1 protein-coding gene is annotated in these 255 nt (G+C 40.0%); it reads right to left on the bottom strand.

Annotation, left to right across the window (positions count from 1 at the left end; all coding sequences use genetic code 11):
• The coding region (locus TEPIDINF_RS14965) for a DDE-type integrase/transposase/recombinase (RefSeq protein ID WP_421692406.1) at positions 1 to 255 on the bottom strand (255 nt) is incomplete at both ends.

The following is a 255-nucleotide window of genomic DNA, read 5'->3' as shown; positions in this document are numbered from 1 at the left end:
TGCCTTGAGACTTAGCATATTGTTCAAATGCTTCACTCGTATATTGTGTTCCTAAATCGGTGTGAAGAATAAGTCCATCCTTGGGCTGTTGTGTATCACAAGCATTGGCTAGGGCTTTGATCACGAGTTCTGTTGTCATCGATTTTGCAAAAGAGTAACCAACAATTTTATGTGTATGTAAATCCATTACAGAAGCCAGGTAACACCAACCCTCTTTAAGCGTATGGATATACGTAATATCTGCCACCCACTTCT

This window comes from Tepidibacillus infernus (genome assembly GCF_048898065.1).
Taxonomy (GTDB): Bacteria; Bacillota; Bacilli; order Tepidibacillales; family Tepidibacillaceae; genus Tepidibacillus_B; species Tepidibacillus_B infernus.
Note: the sequence above shows the minus strand (reverse complement) of the source record. Positions and strands in the feature narration are given on the sequence as shown.